The organism is Pseudoalteromonas sp. T1lg122, assembly GCF_002964825.1.
Taxonomy (GTDB): domain Bacteria; phylum Pseudomonadota; class Gammaproteobacteria; order Enterobacterales; family Alteromonadaceae; genus Pseudoalteromonas; species Pseudoalteromonas gelatinilytica.
Map to the genome: position 1 here is coordinate 191,559 of NZ_PQCG01000034.1, position 20,694 is coordinate 212,252.

At 43.4% G+C, this 20,694-nt stretch carries 14 protein-coding genes, 1 other RNA gene and 2 pseudogenes; 7 read left to right on the plus strand and 10 right to left on the minus strand.

The genetic code is table 11. The features are described 5' to 3' along the window. Window positions 1-126 precede the first annotated feature (126 nt). Together ffs and C2M33_RS19010 are read right to left on the minus strand one after the other, a co-directional pair. An RNA gene (gene ffs, locus C2M33_RS19005) (signal recognition particle sRNA small type) lies at window positions 127-223 on the minus strand. A 136-nt stretch (window positions 224-359) separates the two neighbouring features. Continuing rightward, complete coding sequence (locus C2M33_RS19010) at window positions 360-1,229, minus strand: DUF3014 domain-containing protein (RefSeq protein WP_105175186.1); 870 nt, start codon at window positions 1,227-1,229, stop codon at window positions 360-362. 134 nt (window positions 1,230-1,363) lie between these two features. Here C2M33_RS19010 and C2M33_RS19015 point away from each other — a divergent pair, with 134 nt between their 5' ends. Then, window positions 1,364-2,509, plus strand: coding sequence for a patatin-like phospholipase family protein (locus C2M33_RS19015; protein ID WP_063706888.1), 1,146 nt, complete (start codon window positions 1,364-1,366; stop codon window positions 2,507-2,509). A 7-nt stretch (window positions 2,510-2,516) separates the two neighbouring features. Here the strand turns inward: C2M33_RS19015 and C2M33_RS19020 are convergent, their stop codons facing one another. Further along, window positions 2,517-4,490, minus strand: a complete 1,974-nt coding sequence (locus tag C2M33_RS19020) for a monovalent cation:proton antiporter-2 (CPA2) family protein (RefSeq protein ID WP_063706886.1) — start codon at window positions 4,488-4,490, stop codon at window positions 2,517-2,519. A gap of 139 nt (window positions 4,491-4,629) precedes the next feature. Here C2M33_RS19020 and C2M33_RS19025 point away from each other — a divergent pair. Further along, window positions 4,630-5,525: pseudogene (locus C2M33_RS19025) on the plus strand (GGDEF domain-containing protein). Window positions 5,526-5,550: 25 nt separating this feature from the next. On the opposite strand, the gene C2M33_RS19030 reads toward C2M33_RS19025, so the two are convergent. The 6 genes and pseudogenes from C2M33_RS19030 to lpxB form a co-directional block, all read right to left on the minus strand. Further along, on the minus strand, window positions 5,551-5,895 hold the full coding sequence (locus C2M33_RS19030; protein WP_105175187.1) for a hypothetical protein: 345 nt from the start codon (window positions 5,893-5,895) through the stop codon (window positions 5,551-5,553). Continuing rightward, entirely contained in the window at window positions 5,888-7,198 is a 1,311-nt protein-coding gene (gene tilS / locus C2M33_RS19035; RefSeq protein ID WP_105175188.1) for a tRNA lysidine(34) synthetase TilS, read from the minus strand. Before tilS ends, C2M33_RS19030 begins: the two co-directional genes overlap by 8 nt. A 91-nt stretch (window positions 7,199-7,289) precedes the next feature. Beyond that, a complete protein-coding gene (accA, locus tag C2M33_RS19040) occupies window positions 7,290-8,246 on the minus strand; it encodes an acetyl-CoA carboxylase carboxyl transferase subunit alpha (protein ID WP_063706877.1) in 957 nt (318 codons plus the stop codon). Window positions 8,247-8,262: 16 nt separating this feature from the next. Beyond that, window positions 8,263-11,754 (minus strand): DNA polymerase III subunit alpha, encoded by a 3,492-nt coding sequence (dnaE, locus tag C2M33_RS19045; RefSeq protein ID WP_105175189.1) that lies wholly within the window; start codon window positions 11,752-11,754, stop codon window positions 8,263-8,265. After that, on the minus strand, window positions 11,754-12,359 hold the full coding sequence (gene rnhB / locus C2M33_RS19050; RefSeq protein ID WP_105175190.1) for a ribonuclease HII: 606 nt from the start codon (window positions 12,357-12,359) through the stop codon (window positions 11,754-11,756). The genes dnaE and rnhB overlap by 1 nt, the downstream gene beginning before the upstream one ends. Next, window positions 12,349-13,507 (minus strand): annotated as a pseudogene (gene lpxB / locus C2M33_RS19055) (lipid-A-disaccharide synthase). Before lpxB ends, rnhB begins: the two are co-directional and overlap by 11 nt. A 423-nt stretch (window positions 13,508-13,930) precedes the next feature. Here lpxB and C2M33_RS19060 point away from each other — a divergent pair. Genes C2M33_RS19060 through cydC form a run of 5 tightly spaced genes read left to right on the plus strand, consistent with a single transcriptional unit; the run spans window position 13,931 to window position 20,324 of the window. Then, window positions 13,931-15,517, plus strand: coding sequence for a cytochrome ubiquinol oxidase subunit I (locus tag C2M33_RS19060; protein WP_063706869.1), 1,587 nt, complete (start codon window positions 13,931-13,933; stop codon window positions 15,515-15,517). Continuing rightward, entirely contained in the window at window positions 15,514-16,653 is a 1,140-nt protein-coding gene (gene cydB / locus C2M33_RS19065) for a cytochrome d ubiquinol oxidase subunit II (RefSeq protein WP_105175191.1), read from the plus strand. Before C2M33_RS19060 ends, cydB begins: the two co-directional genes overlap by 4 nt. Before the next feature lie 12 nt (window positions 16,654-16,665). Continuing rightward, window positions 16,666-16,818, plus strand: a complete 153-nt coding sequence (cydX, locus tag C2M33_RS19070) for a cytochrome bd-I oxidase subunit CydX (protein ID WP_054553108.1) — start codon at window positions 16,666-16,668, stop codon at window positions 16,816-16,818. After that, window positions 16,808-18,568: a thiol reductant ABC exporter subunit CydD gene (gene cydD, locus C2M33_RS19075; protein WP_105175192.1), complete on the plus strand. Its 1,761-nt coding sequence runs from the start codon at window positions 16,808-16,810 to the stop codon at window positions 18,566-18,568. Before cydX ends, cydD begins: the two co-directional genes overlap by 11 nt. Next, window positions 18,561-20,324 (plus strand): thiol reductant ABC exporter subunit CydC, encoded by a 1,764-nt coding sequence (gene cydC / locus C2M33_RS19080; RefSeq protein ID WP_105175193.1) that lies wholly within the window; start codon window positions 18,561-18,563, stop codon window positions 20,322-20,324. Before cydD ends, cydC begins: the two co-directional genes overlap by 8 nt. Here cydC and C2M33_RS19085 read toward each other — a convergent pair. Beyond that, entirely contained in the window at window positions 20,321-20,689 is a 369-nt protein-coding gene (locus tag C2M33_RS19085) for a septal ring lytic transglycosylase RlpA family protein (RefSeq protein ID WP_063706861.1), read from the minus strand. The genes cydC and C2M33_RS19085 overlap by 4 nt on opposite strands. Between the last annotated feature and the right edge of the window lie 5 nt (window positions 20,690-20,694).

Here is a 20,694-nt window from a genome sequence, read left to right on the forward strand (position 1 = left end):
AGACATTATTCAGACAGGGTAATAAATCTGCGTAATTTAACTAGAACATAAAAGACGGTATCGAAAGCGTGTTTTAAAAAGAGATAGATATGAAGAAAGTCACCCAAAGAAGATTTTGGGTGGCAGTCTTACCAGCCGCATCTCGGCACACACGTCACACGCTGTGGCTGCTCCCTTCCGGGCCTGACCAGGTTCACCTGCTAGTGTTGCGAGAGGACCAATAAGACTACCATTGAGGGCCTTGTTTGGCGCGGGAGGGATTATCTCTACTTTTAGCCTGTTATTCAAGGGGTATTCGAAAAAGAAAGTGCGATTGCATACTTGGTATACAATCGCACTGTCATTAAGGGGGTTATTGCTTACTTTTCAAGTTCAGCTTTAATGTTGCGCAGCGCAGCTTTCACTTTTTTCATATTTTCTGGACCCATACGCAGCAATTGTTTTTGCGCATCAGGTAGACTTTCCCACTCTGAGTAAGCATATTGATACGTAACTGAGTTACGAATAAGCGGCATATCACCTTTTGGCTCAGGTGTATCAAGCAGTACGTCAATCGCCTCTTCTAGCGTGCCTGTGAATGCATCACCTTCGTAGCCAATTTCTGCATAAGCTTCGTTGATAAGTGGTTTGTATTCATCGTACATACGAATAACTTGAGCAGCGCTTAGGCTAGTAAATAGTTTTACGTATGGCGTGTAACGCTCATAGCTATTTGGGTCGATTGTTAAGATATCGCCCTCAATAACTTTAAACGATTCTTTAGGGCGCTCAACAGGCGCATGGCTTAATGCTACTTTACCTTTTGCAATGTTATCAACATACACAACACCACGACGAATAAGATCATCGGTCACCATTAAGCTCATCACTTGGTCACTCAGTACTTCATCCATACGCGCAATCACCACATCATCGCTTTCATTTAACGTTGGTAGTGGCTCAACGTCTGGAACTGGCTCTGGAGTACGCTCTGGTGCTGTATCTACAACAACGGGCTCTGGCTCAGGCTCTGTCACTTCAGGTTCTGGTTCAGGCTCTGGCTCTTGATACTCAACAACTGGCGCTTGTTCGCTAACAATGTCTTCTACAACTTGAACTGGTTTATCTTCGGGTTTCAATAAAATAAACGCTGCTACACCAGCTACAAGGAGAAGAATAACCACCGCAAAAATCAGGTTGTTATTTGATGAACCCTTTTGTACTTCAGGTTCTGACGAATGCTCTGACATAGACACTCCCTTAAAATAAAACAGATAAAAAATACGAAAAAAACATTTAGCCTTGAGCTAATCTTTGCTTCTTCTAGCTTAAAGACTTACAGTTGATAAATAAAGTAAAGACGCACAAGTATTTAAATGCAACCATGAGCAGTAAGTTAAAAAAAACACAGCACTCTAAAATCGCTTTATTACTAACAGGTGGTGGCGCGCGAGCGGCTTATCAAGTTGGTGTACTTAAAGCGATAACGCAAAGCATGCCTCGCACAGCACCGCTGCCCTTTACTATTATTAATGGGACATCAGCTGGCGCAATTAATTCCGCTGCGTTAGCATGTTATGCATCGTGTGCACATTTAGCATGCAAAAAACTTGAATGGGTGTGGAAAAACTTTTCGACTTCTCAGGTTTATAAAAGCGACTTTTTAAGTGTGTTTTTGCATATTACTCGCAACATGCTCACGAGCTTTCAATCTGAACATATTAATCACCCACCAGCGAGTTTGCTGAACAATAAACCGCTGCGAAAACTACTGCACGAAATACTCGATTTATCGCGTATCGAACGGAATTTACATAAAAACTACCTAGATGCAGTATCGATTACTGCTTCGAGCTATACCACGGGTGACTCTGTGGCCTTTTTTCAGTCACTTACACAAAAGCCCTGGCGCAGAGCAAAACGTGAGGGGCAAGCAACTCGCATTAATGTTGATCACCTAATGGCATCCAGCGCTATTCCGATGGTGTTTCCAAGTGTGAATGTTTATAACCACTATTTTGGCGACGGCTCTATTCACCAACTTTCACCACTGAGCCCGTCGGTACACTTAGGTGCTGAAAAAATCTTTATTATTGGTGTTGATGAACCAAAAGAATTGCACCCACCGGGTTATCAGCCTCATTACCCGGGTCTTTCTAATATTGCTGGTCACTTACTCGATAGCGTCTTTACCGACACGCTACAGTCTGATTTAGAGCGCTTACAGCGTATCAATCGCACACTGAGCCTTTTACCTGCCCGCGACAAACACCAAGAGTTAAAACAAATCGAAACTTGCGTGATCAACCCATCGCAAAACTTTAATGCAATTGCTGCTCAGTTTTATGACGATATGCCCATGGCAATCAAACTGTTATTGCGCATGATCGGTGTGAAAAAACGTTCACAATCAAGTTTAACGAGCTACTTACTGTTCGAAAAACGTTATACCCAAAAGCTAATAGAAATTGGTTACCAAGACGGTCTCAAAAAATTACCTGAAATTCGTAAGTTTTTAGAGCTGGAGTAACTTATTGTTACTCCATACCATCGAGTAAAAACCGCTCGACCCGCTCTACTCGCCGGGGTTTACCTTGCAGCACTAAAATGTCGCCTGCCAATAAAATGGTTTGTGATGAAGGAGCGTCAATTTCGCGGTCTTGTCGGCGCAGCGCTCTTACCGACACACGGCGCTGCTCAAGCTTAAGCTCACTAATTTTCTGATTTACCGCATAAGCATGCTCAGGCAGTGCTATAACATGTAAATACTCAAGCCTGTCTGAACTTGCCTCTTCGCCATCAAGTTTATCGCCGGTGAAAAAGCCATTTAAAAACTTATAACGGTTGCGCCGCTCTTTACTTACACGGCGAATGATCCGTGTCATCGGCACGCCAGACATATACAGCACATGCGAAACCAACATTAAACTTGCTTCAAGGGTTTCTGGCACCACCTCAGTAACGCCGAGTTCTTTGAGGGTTTCAAGTTCAGTATCATCACGCATTCGTACCAGTATTTTTACCTTGGGCGCAATTTGTTTAATCGCATCAACGACTATTTGCGTTTGTTCAAAATCAGTAAAGGTAATAATGACTAGCCTTGCCCGCTCTACGCCCGCTGATTTTAAAATATCTTTTTGATTTACATGGCCAAATATCACTGGCTCACCGGCCGCTTTTGCTTCTTGTAATAAGATGGGGTTACTTTCAACGGCGACGTATTCAATTGCTTCTGGCTTTAAAAAGCGCGCAACGGTTTGCCCAACCCGTGAGAAACCACAAATAACGACATGATTTTGATACAAGGGACTACTAGTAGCAGGCTGTTGCCAATACTGCCCGGCATGACTTAAAAGGCCGAGTTTTTTAAGGATGAGCGGTGTTTTTTCGATAAGATAAGGCGTTAGCGCCATTGAAAGTACGCCAACTGCAATTAAAAACGAAGCTTGCTCTGAGCTTATCAACAAGTGCTGCGAAGCAAGTGCAATTAATACAAAGCCGAATTCCCCCATTTGCCAAAGCATAATGCCCGCCGATACGGCATCTTGCTTACGCTCCCCCATCACTTGAGCCGCAATCGCGAGCACCGCAATTTTAAATAGCAATAAGCCAATTAATACGATGATGATCCAATACCAGCTATTGAGCACATAAAGCACATCTAGCTGCATACCGACGGTCACAAAGAATAGCCCCATTAATATGTCGCGAAACGGTCTAATATCGGCTTCTAGTTGGTGACGATAATGACTTTCGCCTAACATCATGCCGGCTAAAAAGGCGCCTAACGCCATTGATAAGCCAAATAGGTAAGTCAATCCTGCGGCAAACAAGGCGACCAATAAAGTCGTTAGCATAAATAGTTCATCGGTTCTTACCAGCGCTATTTCACTAAATACTTTAGGCAAAATCCATTTACCTATACCAAACAATAAAATACACACTAAAGCGCCTTTGGTGAGTGCAAAAGCCAGTGCGCCGACAATTTCTTCAGAGCCACTTTGAGCCAGTAAAGGATAGACAATGAGTAAAGGGACAACGGCAATATCTTGAAACAGCAACACCCCTATTGCCAATTGGCCGCGGCGCTGGTTTAAGTCTCCTGATTCTTTAAGTAACTTAACCACCACTGCCGTTGAAGACAACGCCATTAAACTGGCAATGGTAAAACTATTTAAAAGGCTGTGCTCTAGCAGCAGTAAAATAAGCATAAACACAATGCTGGTTACCACCACCTGCAAAGAGCCAAGACCAAATACAATATTGCGCATTGCCATTAAACGCGGCAATGAAAACTCAAGCCCTAAGCTAAACAGTAAAAATACAATGCCAAGCTCGGCAACAAAGTGCATTTCATGACTTTGTGCCATCCAGCCAATACCATGACTCCCCGCCAGCACACCGGTGGCAAGATAAGCAAGAATAGGTGGTAAACCAATTCGTTTGAAGAACCAAACAAATAATACGGCAGCGACGAGCAAGCCAAACACTTGAATCAGCACATTTTGCAAGCAATAAACTCCCTTCTACTTGATGATAAAGCTGTACCCTCCTTTAAATATAGCAACCTTCTGTTTTTCAGCCAGTTTAAAAATGTGGCACAAATCTCGCTATGTAGGAGTATCTAAACACTCCGGGGGGAGAATTATCATGGAAAATGTCCATATTTTGACGCAGCGGGTGTCTGCGCGAGGCGAGTTTCTGCCGTTTTCGGCAGAGCATTACCGAATAAGTGAACCGAATAGTCCACATGACTTGGTCGCGAGGTTACAAACCACGTTATCAATCGAAGGTATTTTGACGATTTTTGCAGAGCACGCAAAGCAATTGATCAATTTATCTGGATTACAATTCCAATCTGCACTCGGAGTGTCACAAAGCGTTGGTAGCGATACCAGTCAAACGCCGTATTCTTTTGATTTAGATATCGAAAGTGAACGACTAGGGCAGCTAATTTATTTTAGCCAATTCCCTATGGGTAAAGCGATTGAAGCAAAATTAAAGCAGCTACATACAGTTTAGTTTACCCACTGCGTAATGCACTTATGTATAACCGTGTTTTACGTTTAGCGACTAAAGATGCTTTAACCGGCTTAAATAATCGTAGTCAATTTAATGACAGCTTGGCACAAAAGCTAGAACGTTGCCGCCGTCAACATCGCCCATTTAGTTTAATGCTGCTTGATTTAGATAACTTTAAACAAGTAAACGATAACTTTGGTCATAAAATTGGCGATGATGTGCTGCAAGAATTTGCCAATGTATTACGCAGTAGTGTGCGCGGTACCGACTCAATTTTCCGCTTTGGTGGAGATGAGTTTGCATTGTTAATTGACGATCCTGAATTTACCACTAATAAAGTGATTGCCGATCGTATTATGAGCTTGGTTTCTCAATCTGGTTTGATGACACAGTATGATGTTACATCAAGTATTGGTTATACACTCGCCAATAACCAAGACTGCGAAAACGAAGTGTTTGCCCGTGCTGACAAAGGTCTTTATAAGGCAAAAGCAGCTGGAAGAAATTGCGCAAGAGCATTTTAATAAAAAGAAAGCCTAGCATCCCCCGCTAGGCTTTTTTATTCATAAATTTATAACCAAGTAATACCAACCAAAAACCACAGAAAAAGCCACTTAGTAAGTAAAGTAAGGCAGCCATGGTGGTAAGGGGTGATACCATCACTAATGCCAAAGGCGTTAGCACGCCCAATATAAAGAAAATACCGCCTTTACCTGACCAGTAACCGAGTAGCAATAACGAGCAAACAAGGCCGCCAGCAAGCGCATAAAAAAGTGTGTTTATTGTCAGTTCTGTATAAGCAAAACCAGCAATAACAGCCACTAACACCGACAGCAAAAAGCCAAGTGGTGCTTTATTAACTAGTGATAAACCAACATGTGGTTGTTCACTCATAAAGTGTCTCCCAAAGAATTCCATCATCAACACTGTGCTGCTCACTAACAAAGTAGCCAACAACTTGCACAAGTTGATCGTTATAAAAAATAAGTGGTGTCTGCGCACGTAACCAAGGAGCTACTTTGGCATCTTTAAACCAATGCTTTAAGGTGTTTGAGCCTGGTTTATGCAATGGTTTGATACGCGCTTGCGGCCTATTAAATTCAACCCGTACCTGCTCATCCTGCCGTGGTTTTCTAATACCCTTGCCCTGTTTCACGGCTAGCGTTCGGCCATCTGTCAGTACAATGCTCTGCAAAGTTATATCCATCGCCTCAGGTATTGCCTGCTCTTTCACAAAGTACCAATGCTGCTGATGACGACGAACATCACCGCTTTGCAGACAAATTTTTAGCTGGGCATCGGCTTTGGCCGTTAAACCTTGCTCAATAATTTGCTGTAGCTGATTTTCTGAAGGCAGTTGATGGGTAAACTGATTCAGCCACGCACGCACAAGGTTTGCTTGTCTGGGCTTACTAAAACCCGCAATTGCCTCGCAGCTTAAACCACCCTGCGCATTTTGACACTGTGTAAGGTCGCTTTGCGTATATTCATCGAGCAGTGATTGCTGCTTTTGTAACAGCCGAATACTGCGCGCCGCACTTTTTTCAAACCCTTGAAAACGCTTAGTTAAAATGGGCAGAACCTGATGACGTAAAAAATTGCGGTCAAAGCGCTCATCAATATTTGAGTCATCGGTGATATGGGTAATAGCAAATTCATCAGCAAACTGTTCAATTTGCTCACGAGTAATATTAATCAGCGGTCTAAAACATACTCGCCCAGATGCTAATAAGCGCTGTTGTTGCATTGACGCTAACCCCTGTAAGCCTGAACCGCGTTTTAGGCGAAGTAAGAAGGTTTCAAGTTGATCATTCAAGTGCTGGCCAAGTAATAATACGCTACCTGACATACAGTTTTCGTCGAGGGCTTGGTATCGAGCCTCTCGCGCTTGTGCTTCGAGTGAAGTACGCGAGCACTGATGAATTTCAACCTGCACGGCTTTAAATGCGACATCGAGCTCTTCACACAGCGATTGGCAAAATCCTTGCCATTCAGAGGCATGCTTACTCAAACCATGATTAACATACACAGCTTCAAGCTTAAGCTCAGAGTACTGCTGTTGAGCTTGCTTCATCAAATGTAATAACACTACCGAGTCAACACCACCCGATAAGGCAACACTAAAGCGGCTGTGCTGAGCGGTCAGCAAAGACTGTAGTTGTGCTAAAAAATGGTGAAATAAATCTGATGTTTGCATTAAAAACCAATGGGTATACAAGCGTCTGTGTTATCGGCATTATAAAACAAAAAAAGCCGCAAAAGCGGCTTTTTTCATTTATAAGCTGTGTTTAGCAATAACCAAACGACATTAAACGTTTATAACGCTGATCAAGCATTTCATCAGTTGAAAGGCTTTGTAAGTCAGCAAGGTCACGCTTAAGTTGGTTTTTAAGGTTACGCGCCATCGCATCGTAATTACGATGTGCGCCACCTAGCGGCTCATCAATGACGTTGTTGATTAAATCAAGCTCTTTAACACGTGCAGCTGTTACACCCATTGCTTCTGCAGCTAATGGTGCTTTATCTGCACTTTTCCATAAGATTGATGCACAACCTTCTGGCGAAATTACAGAGTAAGTGCTGTATTGCAACATGTTAACGCGGTCACCCACACCAATAGCCAATGCACCACCAGAACCACCTTCACCAATAACAGTACAGATAGTTGGTACTTTTAACGCTGCCATCACTTTAAGGTTACGTGCAATTGCTTCACTTTGACCACGCTCTTCAGCGCCAACACCTGGGTATGCACCTGGGGTGTCGATAAATGTCATGATAGGCATTTTGAAACGCTCAGCCATTTCCATTAGGCGTAATGCTTTACGGTAACCTTCTGGCTTTGGCATACCAAAGTTGCGTTTAATTTTTTCAGCTGTGTCACGCCCTTTTTGCTGGCCAATAACCATCACTGGTTGACCTTCAAAACGTGCAACACCACCTAAAATAGCTGGGTCGTTAGCAAAAGTACGGTCGCCTGCTAGTTCGTCAAATTCCGTGAAAATGCGCTCGATGTAATCACGAGTATAAGGACGCAACGGATGACGGGCTAACTGAGAAACCTGCCAAGCACCTAATTCAGAGAAAATTTTCTCTTTCATTTCAGCACTTTTTTCTTTTAATCGACTGACTTCCTCTTCTAATCCAAGGTCTAATTCGCCAGCGCGGCTTACATTTTGTAATTCTTCAATTTTTGCTTCTAATTCTGCGATTGGAAGCTCAAAATCAAGATAATTGAGGCTCATGCTCTAAACTACCTAATTAATTAAATTCTAGTTCTACATCTTGCGCCGCCATCAGCGATAACTTATGAATTAAGTCATCACTCGGCGTAACACACCATTCGGTTCCTAAGGTAATCTCAGCCAACGCATCCGGACGTTGATAGAATACTTTAATAGGACAAGTACCAAACTTATAAGGTTCCAGTACTTTTTGTAAATTATCGAAGAAGTTCGCCTCGATTTGCACCATGTTCAAGGTCATTTTAATCGCTTTTATACGTTTTTCACGTGCCTCAGCGATGGTGCATATGTCTCTAGCGGTCATTGTAATGCCACCGGAGAAGTTATCAAAGCTGACCTGTCCAGATATTACCAAGATATTGTTTACTTGCAGCAAATCTTGGTACATTTCAAACTGTTCTGGGAATAAGCGTACATCAATACGGGCACTCTTGTCATCTAAAGTTATAAGACCCCAACGATTTCCCTTTTTGTTAATCAGTGTACGCGCTGCAATCACTAAGCCCGCAGCCGTTGACTGCACATCGCGATTAGTTGGCTGTAAATCGACGAGTTTTCCCGACGTATAATACTTTAACTCTTTACGATACTGATTAATTGGGTGACCCGTTAAATACAGACCTAAAGTTTCTTTTTCACCATCTAACCACTCATTGTCGGTTAATGGCGTTGCTTTTTTAAACGCTTGTTCAACTTCGTCAGGCTCAACAGCCAGTAAGCCAAATAAGTCACTTTGACCAATTGCTTCAGCCTTATGATGTTGCTCAGCTGATTTCATCGCATCTGGCAAACTTGCTAATAAAGTAGCACGTGCAGGCTGTGTTTTTTCAGGGCCTAACTGATCTAAGGCGCCGGCGTATATCAGCTTTTCAACAACCCGTTTGTTTAAACGTTTTAAGTCAACACGAGCACAAAAATCGAATAAGTCTTTGAACGGACCACCTTGGCTTCGGGCTTCTAAAATGGCATCAACCGGACCTTCACCTACCCCTTTAATCGCACCGATACCGTAAACAATCTCACCTTGTAGATTAACCGTGAACTTGTACTCACCGGCATTTACATCCGGTGGCAACAAGGTCAGTTTCATGTTTTCACATTCATCTACCAAGGTAACGATTTTATCGGTGTTATCCATATCCGCCGACATTACCGCAGCCATAAACTCTGCTGGGTAGTGAGTTTTCATCCACAGTGTTTGATACGATACTAGGGCATAAGCAGCTGAGTGAGATTTATTGAAACCATAACCTGCGAACTTCTCTACCAAGTCGAAGATTTTCATTGCAAGTTCGCCGTCAACTCCGTTATTAACAGCCCCATCTTCGAAGGTTGAACGTTGCTTAGCCATCTCCTCTGGCTTTTTCTTACCCATCGCACGACGCAGCATGTCAGCGCCACCTAGGGTATAACCCGCCAGTACTTGGGCAATCTGCATTACCTGTTCTTGATAAAGAATAATACCGTAGGTCGGTTCAAGGATTGGTTGCAAGCTATCGTGTTGCCACTGCGCATCTGGGTAAGATAACTCTTCGCGGCCGTGCTTACGGTCGATAAAGTTATCTACCATGCCTGATTGCAATGGACCAGGTCGGAACAGCGCCACTAGTGCGATCATATCTTCGAAGCAGTCGGGTTTTAGACGACGAATAAGATCTTTCATACCACGGGATTCGAGCTGGAATACCGCGGTGGTTTCGGCGCGAAGTAGTAACTCAATACTTGGCTTATCATCAAGTGGAATAGCGTTGATATCAACCGGCTCTTTACCCTCTCGGGCTAAGCGCTCATTGGTCATATCAAGCGCCCACTGTAAGATGGTGAGTGTTCTTAGCCCTAAGAAGTCGAACTTAACTAAGCCTGCCGTCTCAACGTCGTTTTTATCAAATTGAGTAACCGGGAATTTACCTTCATCATCACAATAAAGAGCGGCAAAGTCAGTGATTGTGGTGGGTGATATTACAACACCACCAGCATGCTTACCGGCGTTACGTGTACAGCCTTCAAGGATGCGACACATATCAATAAGCTCTTTGACCTCTTCATCACCGTCGTAGGCTTCTTGTAAACGCGGCTCAACATCAAACGCTTTAGCCAAGGTCATGCCCGGATCGCCCGGTACTAGTTTAGAAATACGATCAACAAAGCCGTAAGGGTGACCAAGTACACGGCCTACGTCACGGATAACCGCTTTTGCAGCCATGGTACCAAAGGTGATGATCTGAGATACCGCGTCACGGCCATAAAGCGCTGCTACGTGATCAATTACCTCATCACGCCTATCCATACAGAAATCGACGTCGAAATCGGGCATTGAAATACGTTCAGGGTTCAAGAAACGTTCGAATAGTAAGTCAAATTCGAGTGGATCGAGGTCGGTAATTTTTAGTGCGTAAGCAACCAATGAACCCGCACCCGAACCACGCCCTGGACCTACCGGAATATTGTTATCCTTACTCCACTGAATGAACTCCATTACGATCAAGAAGTAACCCGGGAAACCCATTTGGTTGATTACGTCGAGCTCTATTTTCAGACGCTCATCATACTCACCACGTTTTTCTTTACGCTCTTGCTCATCGGGGAATAAAAACTGTAAACGCTCTTCAAGACCATCTTCAGAGACCTTCACCAAGAAGTCTTCAATTTTCAGCGAACCGGTTGGGTAATCTGGTAAGAAGTAAGTTCCGAGCTGCACGGTCACATTACAGCGCTTAGCAATTTCAACGGTGTTTTCTAAAGCTTCGGGAATATCGCTGAATAGCTCAGCCATTTGATCAGCTGTTTTAAGGTATTGCTGCTCAGAAAACCGTTTTGGTCTACGTTTGTCATCCAAGGTGTAACCATCATGGATTGCCACTCGGATTTCATGAGCTTCAAAGTTCTCTGGTTTTAAAAACACCACTTCGTTCGTTGCCACCACAGGCAACTGCTCTTTTGCAGCAAGCTCAACAGCTAAGTGCAAATAGTCTTCTTCTAAAGCACGTTCGGTACGAATAAGCTCAATGTAGTAATGATCGCTAAAATGTTGTTTATAAAAGCTTACCACAGACTCGATAAGAGCTGGGTTGCCTTTTAATAATGCTTTACCTAAATCGCCATCTTTTGCGCCTGATAATAAAATCAACCCGCTTTTGTGCTCCACCAGCCATTCACGGTCAACCACTGGGCGATGAAATAAATGCCCTCGTTGGTATGCTTTAGAGATCAATAAAGTGAGGTTTTTATAGCCTTCGTTATCTTTCGCTAAAATAGTAATTCGGCTAGGTTCATCTTCAAATTCAGGGCTTCTTAGCCAAAAATCAGCACCAACAATAGGCTTAATACCGGCACCATGGGCAGCGCCATAAAAACGTACTAAACCACACAAGTTCATTTGATCGGTGATAGCCAGCGCTGGCATTTGCAGCTCTTCTGCTTTAGCGACAATTGGCTTAGTTTTAGCTAGGCCATCCACCATAGAGAAATCTGAGTGAACACGTAAGTGAACAAATTGCGGCGCAGGCATTACAGTTGCTCTCCTTTTAACGCCAAAATGCGCTGAACAGGTTTAAAACTTTTACGATGCTCTGCAATTGCCCCGTATTGTTCAAGTGCTGCAAAATGTGCTTTAGTCGGATAGCCTTTATGGCCTGCAAAGCCATAGTCAGGATAACGCTTATCAAGCTCAATCATTTCTTCGTCGCGGGCAACTTTCGCTAAAATAGATGCCGCCGAAATCTCTTCGACGAGGCTATCGCCTTTTACAACCGCCTGTGCTGGCACAGTTAACTGGCTAGGCACTCGATTACCATCAATAAAAACAAACTCAGGTTTTACACTTAAGCCTTCAACTGCGCGGCTCATCGCGAGCATAGTAGCGTGTAAAATGTTTAACTCGTCAATCTCAGTTGGGCTACAGCGACCAATGGCATAGCACAGGGCTTTTTCTTTTATTTCTGCGGCTAATAATTGGCGTTTTTTATCTGATAACTTTTTAGAATCAGCTAACCCGTCAATGGGGTTATTCGGGTCAAGTATTACCGCAGCGGTAACAACATCACCTACTAATGGGCCTCGGCCAACTTCATCTACACCAGCAATATAATTAACATTCGGTCGTTCAATTTGCATTTAGTAACTCCGCGACTGCTGCTGCAGCTTGTTCATTGGCATTTAATCTAATGTCTTTATGTATAGCTAAAAAGCGCGCTTTTAGTTCGCTGTTATCGGTATTTAACATAGGTGTTAGCGCTGCAGATAAGTTTTCAACACTACACTCAGTTTGTAAGTATTCTGGAACGAGCTCTTCGTCGGCTAATAAATTAGGCAACGAGAAATACTTAATATTAAAAGTGAATAACGTTTTGAAAATCCAGTAACTGAGTGGCTTAATTTTGTAGCCCACAACCATCGGCTTTTTATACAGCATACCTTCAAGTGTTGCGGTACCTGAGGCAAGTAAAATGGCATCAGCAGCTTGCATTGCAAGATTTGACTGGCCGTCCAATAATTGCAGTCTTAGATCTGGGGCTGTTTTTTCTAAAATCTCACAAAATTGTGCTTTTCGTTTTTCATTGACTAACGGCACCACAATTTTAAGGTCAGGATTTTGCGCTTGTAATTTCGCCGCCGTTTGAATATAGGTTTCGCTTAAAAGCCCCACTTCAGAACCACGGCTACCTGGAAGTAATGCAAGCACTTTGTCAGTTTGTGCTAAGCCAAGCTGATTACGGGCCTCAGGTTTGGTCATGCTCAAGAGCAATATCATCAGCCAGTGTGTGGCCCACAAACGTACAAGGTACATCGTGCTTATCGTAAAAGGCTTTCTCGAACGGTAAAAGTGCCAGCACTAAATTAGTGGCAGCACTGATTTTATGTATACGTTTTTCACGCCACGCCCACACTGACGGGCTAACATATTGAATCGTTTTGATTCCTGCGTCTTTTAACGGTTTTTCAACACGTAAGTTAAAGTCAGGCGCATCAATGCCAATAAATACATCTGGTGGGTTGTCGATAAAATGCTGCACCAGTTGTTTGCGTATTTTAAGTAGGCGCGGTAATCGACCAAGTACTTCAACCAAGCCCATTACTGATAATTCGTCCATATCGAATAATGTATTGCAACCAGCCGCTTGCATACGCGGGCCAGCAATGCCCTCAAAAATGGCATCTGGAAAACGGCGTTTAAGTGCTTTTATTAGCCCTTCACCTAAAATATCACCTGATAACTCACCTGCCACCAAGGCAATACGTAACGGCTTTGTTTGTTCTTTCATTCGTTGATAATTCGCAACTTTTGGCACTAATAAAAACGAGTTTACCGTGTTTTAGCAGTCGGATAAATGTCACAGAGTTAATAAATACTAGAAATCGAAATTAGCCTGCCTACTTGCTCATTGGTTGAGCATCTATTTGCGCGGATAGCCTGCAGGTTTACTAGCTACTATCTAAAAAGAGCTTAAAAGAGAATAAAATAAGCCATAGCAAAACGGCTTTTTATAACGATTAAATATTTGAAACTTTAGAGCTTTATCTCTAATCTGTAGAAAAGATGAACAGGATTAATTCATCTTTATTTCGTATTTTCCTATTGACTAAAATGAATACAAGTTTAATATTCACAAAGTTTCAATAATTACTGAAACTTCATAACCAATAATTTGTCGTGTCTACCGCACCCGCTAACAAGGAGCTAAACGATGATAGATGAAACATTTGTGGATCTATCGCGATTGCAATTTGCAATCACTGCCCTATTTCACTTCCTATTTGTTCCCCTAACCTTAGGTATGACGTGGATTTTGGTGATCATGGAATCCGTTTACGTGATGACAGGTCGCGAAATTTATCGTGATATGACTAAGTTCTGGGGTAAGTTGTTTGGTATTAACTTTGCGATTGGTGTGGCCACGGGTCTAACCATGGAGTTTGAGTTTGGTACTAACTGGTCTTATTACTCTCACTATGTGGGCGATATTTTTGGCGCACCACTGGCGATTGAAGGCTTAATGGCTTTCTTCTTAGAATCAACCTTTGTGGGTATGTTCTTTTTAGGCTGGGAACGACTGACACGACGCCAACACCTAGCTGCAACCTTCTTAATGGCATTAGGTACTAACTTATCTGCGTTATGGATTTTAGTTGCCAATGGTTGGATGCAAAATCCGGTAGGTGCTGAATTTAATTACCAAACCATGCGTATGGAAATGACTAGCTTTGCTGAACTGGTATTTAACCCAGTTGCACAAGTTAAGTTTATTCACACCGTATCAGCAGGTTATGTTGCAGCATCTATGTTTGTACTTGGTATTAGTAGCTGGTACATCTTAAAAGGTCGCGACCTTGCTTTTGCTAAGCGCTCATTCTCGGTCGCTTCAGGCTTTGGTTTAGCGTCTATTCTGTGTGTGATTTTACTTGGTGATGAATCTGGCTACGAAGTTGGCGAGGTACAAAAAGTAAAACTCGCAACCATTGAAGCTGAGTGGCACACCGAAGAGGCCCCAGCTGCATTTACGCTAGTCGGTATTCCTGACTCTGAAGAGCAAGTTACTCACGCCGCTGTAAAAATCCCCTATGCACTGGGTATCATTGCGACTCGCTCTATTGACGAGCAAGTAACGGGCATTAAAGATCTTGAAGAACAACACGAAGTGCGTATTCGTAATGGCATAATTGCATACGAATATTTAGAAAAACTTCGTGGTGGTGAAGACACCCCAGAAAACATTGCAAAATTTGATACTTTAAAAGCAGACCTTGGCTACGGTTTGCTGCTTAAGCGCTATACCCCTAACGTGGTAGATGCAACAGAAGAAGACATTCAAAAAGCAGTGAAAGACTCATTTCCTCAAGTCGGCCCTATGTTCTGGTCATTTAGAATCATGGTTGGCTGTGGTGTGATTATGCTTGGCGTATTTGTTCTCGCGTTTTATTACAACGCACACCGCATTATTGAGCAAAAGCGCTGGTTATTATGGGCTGCGGTATGGAGTATTCCTCTGCCTTGGATTGCTATTGAGTTTGGCTGGATTGTTGCGGAATACGGCCGTCAACCTTGGGCAATTTCGGAAATTCTACCGACCTTCTTGGCAACCTCGTCACTCACGGTGAATGACTTATTAATTAGTATTACTGGTTTCTTAGTTTTCTATACAGGTCTTGCTGCGGTTGAAGGTTGGCTGATGCTGCGCTTTATTAAACAAGGCCCAAGCTCGCTTCATACTGGTAAATATCATCATGAACTTGCTAAAGCAGATTCACTTGCAAGCCAAGGAGCTCAGTCATGATTTTTGATTACGAAACACTTAAACTAATTTGGTGGCTGTTAATTGGTGTCTTACTGATTGGCTTTGCTGTGACCGATGGCATGGACATGGGTGTGGCAATTTTGCTTCGCTTAGTTGGTAAAACCGATGTTGAACGCCGTACTGTTATTAACACCATTGGTGCTCACTGGGATGGTAACCAAGTTTGGTTCATTACCGCTGGGGGCGCACTGTTTGCAGCTTGGCCTATGGTATACGCAGCTGCCTTCTCTGGCTTCTACTTTGCTATGATGCTAGTGTTATTTGCGTTATTTTTCAGACCACTAGGTTTTGATTATCGCTCAAAAATAGAATCACCACGCTGGCGTAATAACTGGGATTGGGGCCTATTTGCAGGCAGCTTTATTCCGGCTCTGGTATTTGGTGTGGCATTCGGTAACCTATTATTAGGTGTACCTTATCATATCGACGACCTATTGCGTGTTAGTTATCAAGGTTCATTCTTTGCGTTATTAAACCCGTTTGCCATTGTTGTTGGCCTAGTAAGTGTACTGATGCTGGTTGGTCACGCAGGTATGTGGTTACAACTTCGTACTGATGCAGAAGTCGCTAAACGCTCAGCACAATATGGTCAATATGCACTGATGGCGTTTATTGTGTTGTTTGCCTTAGCCGGTGTGTGGGTATCGCAAATTGACGGTTATAAAATCGTTAGCATGGGTGATACTCAAGGCTTTGCAAACCCGCTTGGTAAAACAGTCACGCAGGCACCGGGCGCATGGCTTGATAACTATACAAAAATGCCATTAACCATACTGTTCCCTGCCCTAGCATTCGTAATGGCGGCACTGGCAGTTGTGTTATCTAAATTACAAAAACCAGCAATGGCATTGGCTGCGTCAAGCTTAATGCTTGCAGGCGTTATTTTAACCGCTGGTATGTCAATGTTCCCGTTTGTAATGCCTTCGAGCAACAACCCTAATATTAGTTTAACTATGTGGGATGCGGTTTCGAGCCATATGACACTTAACGTGATGTTTATCGCTGCGGTTATTTTTGTACCACTTATTCTTATCTACACAACATGGTGTTATGTGAAGATGTGGCGCAAAGTAACCATCAGTGAAATTGAAAACAACACGCACGGTAGCTATTAAGGAGATTTAAATATGTGGTATTTTGCCTGGATTTTAGGTGTTCTATTAGCCTGTACACTTGGGGTGATCAACGTAATGTGGTACGAATTTCACCAACATAAAGATTCGATTGCTGATGATGAGCTAGAGCTGTACGCGAGACTCAAAAACACCGATGACAACTAAACCCCGACCAAATCGCGCGCAGCAGCAAACGCTGCGCGCTTTTTTAAAGCAGTATAGCCAGTCCGCTTCAGGACTTCTTAAATTAAGCATTAGTCTGGGCACACTCAACGCCCTTTTAATGATTGCCTCTTGTTACCTTCTTGCAAACGCGGCTCATCAAGTCATGTTTGAACAAGCAAACTTGCAAGCCGTAAGCCCATTATTATGGCCGTTGGCAGGGCTAATTATAGTTCGCGCGTTGTTGGTTGCGCTAAGTGAACGGGTGAGTAACCTCGCCGCGTTAAAAATAAAGAACGTGATGCGTAATACACTGCTAGAAAAGCTCAGCAAACTTGGGCCAGCCTACAGTGAACAAAAAGGTCATGGCGCAACACTTAACACCTTACATAATGGGGTTGAAGCACTGCATCAATATTACGCCAACTACATTCCAAGTGTGGCTTACAGTGCGCTTATTCCATTAGCGATATTAGTGGTGATTTTTCCAACCGATTACAAAGCAAGCCTCATATTCCTTTTAACTGCCCCGCTGATCCCCTTTTTTATGATTTTAGTGGGCCATAAAGCGGAGCAGTTAAACCAAGACCGCTGGCAACAGCTAGCGGTACTTGGCAATTACTTTTTTGACCGATTACAAGGCTTGACTCAACTCAAGCTCTTTAATGCAACCAAGCGTGAGCTAAATAGCATCAGTCAGATTTCTGATGATTACCGTGGTGCTACTATGGGGGTATTGAAAGTCGCCTTTTTATCGTCTTTCGCCCTTGAGTTTTTAGCCACCATTAGTGTAGCACTTGTTGCCGTGATCATTGGCTTTAGATTGTTTTTTGGTACGCTCGATTTTGCCACTGGATTTGTGGTGTTACTACTGGCCCCTGAGTTTTACTTACCACTTCGACAAATGGGCACTCATTATCATGCAAAACTCGAAGGGATCAGCGCCGCTGCTGATATGATCGACATAATCAATCAAAGCGATGCTGATGAACATTTAGGGTCATCTAAACTTGAGTTACCGCTAAAAGACATACAGCTGAATGCACTTACCTTTCACTACCCAGAAACAAACGAAGGGGTGACTGATATCAACTTAAGCCTGCCAAGCACAGGCTTAATTGCCTTTGTGGGTGAAAGTGGCTCGGGTAAAAGTACCTTGTTTGATTGCCTATTGGGTTTTCATCATCAAGCCAACAATGCCATTAGCATTAACGGGCAACCACTGAGTGATACTGCATTAGCTGATTGGCAAGCAAAGCTGGCGTGGATCCCACAACACGCCACGTTATTTTATCGGACCGTTGCAGAGAACCTGCGTTTAGCTAAACCTGATGCAAGCCAAGCAGAACTCGATGAAGCAGCGAGTAAAGCTGGAGCACTTGAGTTTATTACTGCCTTACCTGATGGCTTTGATACCTTGCTAGGTGAACAAGGAGAAGGCCTCTCTGGTGGGCAAAAGCAGCGCATAGCCCTTGCCCGTGCATTTTTAAAGAATGCCCCTGTGCTAATGCTAGATGAGCCTACCGCTCACTTAGACAGCCAAACCGAGCATTTAATCAACCAAGCGATCCGCGATTATGCAAAAGACCATTTAGTGCTGGTTATTGCTCACCGACTAAATACGGTTAAACACGCCGACAATATTTACGTTATGCAACAAGGTCACATTGTTGAAGCTGGTCAGTACCAGCAACTCACTAAGCAAGCTGGCCTATTTGCTAAACTGGTGAGCCAAGGTGACGCCAATGAATAACTTTATACGTCTATTAAAACTGTGCAAACCTCATACTGGCATGCTGCTTTTAGGGGCTTTTTTAGCAAGCTTAACGGTACTTGCTAATGTGGGCTTGCTTGCAATTTCGGGCTGGTTTCTAGCAGCCATGGCAGCGGCGGGAATCGCTGGTGTGCAAATGAATTACTTTACCCCTGCTGGGGTGATCCGCTTTTTAGCTATCGTGCGCACAGCATCTCGTTACGGTGAGCGGATGATAACTCATAACGCCACCTTCTTATTGCTGAGCGAAATTCGCGTAAACATGTTCAGGACTCTAAGCCAGCTAAACAACGTTGACTTAGCAATGACGCGTAGTAGCGATTTATTTAACCGCCTACAGAACGATGTCGATGCGCTGGATAAGTTTTACCTCAATGTACTGCTGCCGATTATTGTCGCTCTGATCAGCATTCCTATCGTGATGGCCTTCATGGCTATGTATAATGTTGAGGTTGCATTAGTGTGCTTTACTTCGCTGATGATTATTGGCGTGCTGCTTCCCGCATTGTTAAGCCATAAGCTTCACCAACAAGCGGATACCGAAACTCAGCTCTCCGCAGAGCTAAGAGCTGAACTTGCCGATACACTATCAGGTGCCAGAGAGCTTGCAGTCTATCAAGCACACGCGGCGCAATTAGCGCATTGTGATTCACTCAGTAAACAATACAACAGCCAGCTCTATAATCGCCACAAAGCCGTGGCAAACAGTAATGGTTTAAGCACTTTGGTGATCCAACTCACCATGCTGGCCAGTGTATTTATGATAATCCCGCTGGTTGCAATGGGGACCATGAAAAACGTTGAACTGGCCATGCTCGCTTTATTTGTATTAGCAAGCTTTGAAACCGTGCTTACCCTGCCTACTGCATTTATTGAATTGCCGCTTACTTTAAGTGTCGCAAAGCGACTGTTCGATCTTGAAGATAAACACAACAGCTTAGCCGAAAAACCAAACAACTTAGACGATCAGTTAGCAAACCAATTAGCGGATCAATCTGGACTTGGCCTTGAGATAAGCGAGGTCAATTACCAATACGCGGGTGCAAAAAGCAAAGCCCTTAGCAATATCAATTTTGCTATTGCGCCCGGCAGTAAAGTTGCTCTAGTCGGTGCCAGTGGTAGTGGCAAAACCACCCTTGTGAATTTACTCACAGGTCTTTGGCCGCTGCAATCAGGATCATTAAAGCTCGCCACCAAGCAAGAAGGCACCTTTGAACTTGAAACCTTAAGCACTGCAACACGCTTTAAGCAGCTAACGATAGTTGCCCAGCAGCATCATATTTTTGATGGCACGCTACGTGAAAATCTTCGCTATGCAGCTTTTGATGCGACAGATGAGATGCTTATTGAAGCCTGTGAACACGCTGAACTTGGCTCTTGGCTTAGTAACTTAAAAGATGGGCTAAACACTCGTTTAGGCACCGCAGGCAGAAAACTTTCTCATGGTCAGTCACGCCGTATTGCCATTGCCCAAGCTCTATTAAGGCAAGGTAATTTAATCATTCTTGATGAGCCAACAGAGAGCTTAGATAATCACACTAAGCAAAACTTGCTGACTACAGTTGAGAGAATATGGGCAGATAAAACCATGCTGACCATTACCCACGACCCAGCAATGCTAAGTCGTGTTGATAAGGTTATTTGGTTAGAGCAAGGACAAGTAAGAGCCTTTGCGAGTCATGCTGAATTAGTGGCGAATGAAGCCGACTACGTAGAGCTTATTACCCGCTTTTAATCGAGCCGCTCAACGGTGACGTCAATCACACCTTGCTTTACTGAGGCAATTTGTGAAAACGCCATTTTTGATAAATCGATAATTCGACCGCGGATAAATGGGCCGCGGTCATTAATAGTCACAATCACACTTTTATTGTTAGCAATATTAGTAACTTTTACTCTGCTACCAAAGCCAAGCGTTTGATGAGCCGCGCTCAATGCCTGTTGATTAAACACTTCACCACTTGCTGTCGTTCGGCCGTGATATTTATCAGCGTAATAACTGGCTTTGCCTTTTTCTATTGCTCCTTTAGATACCGAAGGCGCACTACTACAACCACTTAAAATTAAGCTTAACAATGCAAAGACGATGAGTTTATTCATATTAC